The sequence below is a fragment of the Bradyrhizobium sp. Mp27 genome (assembly GCF_029953005.1).
GTDB classification, from domain to species: Bacteria; Pseudomonadota; Alphaproteobacteria; order Rhizobiales; family Xanthobacteraceae; genus Bradyrhizobium; species Bradyrhizobium barranii.
This window is the reverse complement of the sequence record NZ_JASAUS010000365.1, coordinates 1-2,997: the sequence shown is the minus strand read 5'-3', so window position 1 is coordinate 2,997 and position 2,997 is coordinate 1. Positions and strand designations below refer to the sequence as shown.

Here is a 2,997-nt window from a genome sequence, read left to right as displayed (position 1 = left end):
GGACTTCCGGCGCATCGCCACGCGATATGACAAGCTCGCCCGTAATTTTTTGGCCGCTGTTCATCTCGCCGCTCTCGTCGCATATTGGCTCAATTGAGTCTGGACCCTAGCTCCTCAAGAGTTTCGTCGCGGGTAAACCTTTCGATAACATCCGTCCTCGGAACGGCCGCGCCACCCTCGATAGTGGCGATGAGCTCGAACAGTTTGATCTTCAGAGACCCGTGGTCATCGGCGTCTCGAAAGATCGGAATCTCCTCGCGCTCTTTCCATAGGCGACGGAGGACGCGGGCAACCAGGTGCTCGTCCTCTTGATCTATGAACGAGCGCAACCGATTGGCTTTGGACGTCCCCCGCGTCTTGTAACGCTGCTGGTCGACGTCGATCCTGAACTCGTCGTCGAAGAATTCAGCAAAAGTGCGATCGGAGAAATTGAGGACGTAGCCGCTGCCCATGCCCAAGGCGCTGTCGATTAAGCGCATCTCCGAACGCTTTAGGTTCGTCATCTGCTACGCCTTCATGGATTGGAATGCCTGAGATGTCGGCGCACCGCATAGGTCTGGATCACGCGGCCCGCGCTGAGGCGCTGCGAGGCGCCAACTTGACGGCGTAGCACTTCGCGCTTTTCAAGAACGAACTCCTTAAGAGGGCCTTCGTCGTTGGCGACTTCGAGCCCTTCGTCGAACCCCTCATGCTTGGCAAAATAGGCCAAGGCAGCTTCAGGGCTCAGTTCTCCGGGGATCGACCATTCGTCCTTTTGTGCCGGGTCAAATAGCGGTGTTGCCCGCTGCAAAGTGTACCAATGAACCCGGTCTGAGCCATCATTGGCCGGCTGCCGGGTCAGTATCTCCAGGGCCTCTACAAGGCTCTTTCGAGAGACCGTGAGACGTTCAATGTCGGCGTCGGTCTGATCGATCCTGCCAGCACTCGTTGTTTCGCCGCTGGTCATTTTGCCCGAGCGCAACATGGCCAGCTGCGTGTCGATCAGCTTGATGCTGTCGAGATAGCCGATGGCCGCTTCCAGAATAACGATAACAGGCCCGGGGATTTCGCGTTCGCCGGCTTCCCATCGGCGGACCGTGCGCCCATCTTCAACCCGCACGATTTTGGCCAAGGCGTCTGCGCTTAATCCAAGCGAAGCGCGCGCGTCCTTCAAAGCTTCCGGTGTTCTGACGAGAGTCATAAGGCTTTCCTAGGTCCGTTGGACCTAGTTATATATAGGACCATTGGTCCTATAGTAAAGAGATCCATTCATTTATTTGCCTTTTGAAGCGGCAATAAAACCGGCAAAACGGGCAGCACTAATCTTTATATATCGATTGATATTGCTATATATTCTGGCGGCAAAGGAAGCGGCAAAAATGGATGTATCAGCAATGGAGCCTCTCCTGCCCGAGGATCGGCAGGAACTCGAAGATCTCGCAACTGATTTGGTTGCAAGGGCCAACACGCTGGCCGGCCGCCTCCACCCGGTCATGAGGGCCTCGGTAGGCGATCTGGTGCGTTCGATGAACTGTTACTACTCCAACCTCATCGAGGGCCACAACACACTGCCCATCGACATTGATCGAGCACTGAACAACGACCTGGCCAAGGAGCCGGAGCGCCGGAATCTGCAATTAGAGGCGCGCGCTCACATTGAAGTTCAGCAGATTATCGATCGCGGCGAAGCCCCCTCGCCCGCGCTGTCCGTCGATTTTATTGTCTGGACGCACAAAAACTTCTGCGAACGCCTGCCCGAAGAGCTGCTGGTCGTTGACCATCCCACGACCAAGAAGAAGATCAAGATCGTACCCGGCGAACTTCGCCAAGACCAGGTGAGAGTGGGGCGTCACATCCCTCCCGATCCAGCCGATCTCCCCGCATTCCTGAAGCGTTTTGCCGAAGGATATTCGTCCCCTCACCTTTCAAAGCTACGCAAAATTATCGGCGTTGCGGCATCACACCATCGCCTGGCCTGGATTCACCCGTTTCTGGACGGTAATGGCCGCGTGACACGCCTGTTCTCACATGCACTCTTGCGCGAGTTAGAAGTCGGCTCTGAGCTTTGGGCCGTCTCGCGGGGACTCGCGCGGCGAGTCGCCGATTATAAAGCAAACCTACAGGCGGCAGACGAACCGCGGCGCGGTGACCTTGATGGCCGCGGTAATCTCACGATGTCGGGGCTTGTCGGGTTCTGCCAATTCTTCCTTACCACCTGCGTTGACCAGGTCGACTTCATGACGGGGCTTTTGGAACCGGAAGAACTGCTCAGGCGGATGGAGATCTGGACCGAGGAGGAAACGCGTGCAAAGCGGCTTCCAAAGGGCTCTTGGCCTTTACTGCGCGAAGCGGTCATGGCCGGAGAGTACACGCGGGGTAATGCGCCTACCCTTACGGGATACGAAGAACGCCAAGCGCGAACGGTCCTCAACGCCCTTATTGAAAAGGGCTACCTCGTTTCACCCACGACGCGCTCGCCCGTGAAGCTGGGCTTTCCCTCGGCCGTTGTCGATCGATGGTTTCCGAGATTGTACCAGCCGGCCGCCTGAGTTTTCGGCGGGCAACGCCAGACACGATCATCGTAGAATCGTACATACGATTCCACTCCAAGTATCGATCATCACCATGCATCCTCCGGAAACCAGAAAAAATTCTCGATGTGCTGGTCGAAGGCCTGCCGGATGTGCCGTATAGACGAGCACAGTCCGGTTTTCGTCAGATCCGACCCTAACCGTCCCGAACTCTTCGAGGTCACTTATCTCAGTTCCGATCCCCTAGGGGTACACCGGCAGACAGCCGTCGCTTTCGATCCGCGCATTCGGTCCCTCGGTGCCGATCTTATAGCTAGAGCTGCCGCCGGGGAGCCTGTCGCCAATCGGGCCATCGGGGAATACCTGCTTCTGACCATGAGAGCTGGCCCCGGTTGTTTGGACAGCGCCCCGCTGGATTTAAGTGGATTCCTGCCGGGTTATGCTGAACGCGGGGCTTTACGGTTTTGTCGTTGCGTCGGGAGGGCGT

3 protein-coding genes and 1 pseudogene are annotated in these 2,997 nt (G+C 57.1%); 2 read left to right on the top strand and 2 right to left on the bottom strand.

Features of this window, described 5'->3' with window-relative positions:
• A pseudogene (locus tag QJT78_RS49795) lies at positions 1–97 on the top strand (IS5/IS1182 family transposase); the annotation flags it as partial.
• On the opposite strand, the gene QJT78_RS49790 reads toward QJT78_RS49795, so the two are convergent.
• Together QJT78_RS49790 and QJT78_RS49785 are read right to left on the bottom strand one after the other, a co-directional pair.
• On the bottom strand, positions 90–503 hold the full coding sequence (locus QJT78_RS49790; protein WP_028154503.1) for a hypothetical protein: 414 nt from the start codon (positions 501–503) through the stop codon (positions 90–92). The pseudogene QJT78_RS49795 and the gene QJT78_RS49790 sit on opposite strands and share 8 nt — an antisense overlap.
• Before the next feature lie 11 nt (positions 504–514).
• Positions 515–1,180 carry a helix-turn-helix transcriptional regulator gene (locus QJT78_RS49785; RefSeq protein WP_028154502.1) on the bottom strand — a complete coding sequence of 222 codons (666 nt, stop codon included), beginning with the start codon at positions 1,178–1,180 and terminating at the stop codon, positions 515–517.
• Positions 1,181–1,256: 76 nt separating this feature from the next.
• On the opposite strand from QJT78_RS49785, the gene QJT78_RS49780 reads away from it, so the two are divergent.
• Entirely contained in the window at positions 1,257–2,528 is a 1,272-nt protein-coding gene (locus tag QJT78_RS49780; protein ID WP_245289419.1) for a Fic family protein, read from the top strand.
• Positions 2,529–2,997 lie beyond the last annotated feature (469 nt).

Coding starts and splice junctions, on each gene's coding strand:
- QJT78_RS49790 (WP_028154503.1), bottom strand. CDS start 503: ATGACGAACCTAAAGCGTTCGGAGATGCGCTTAATCGACAGCGCCTTG.
- QJT78_RS49785 (WP_028154502.1), bottom strand. CDS start 1,180: ATGACTCTCGTCAGAACACCGGAAGCTTTGAAGGACGCGCGCGCTTCG.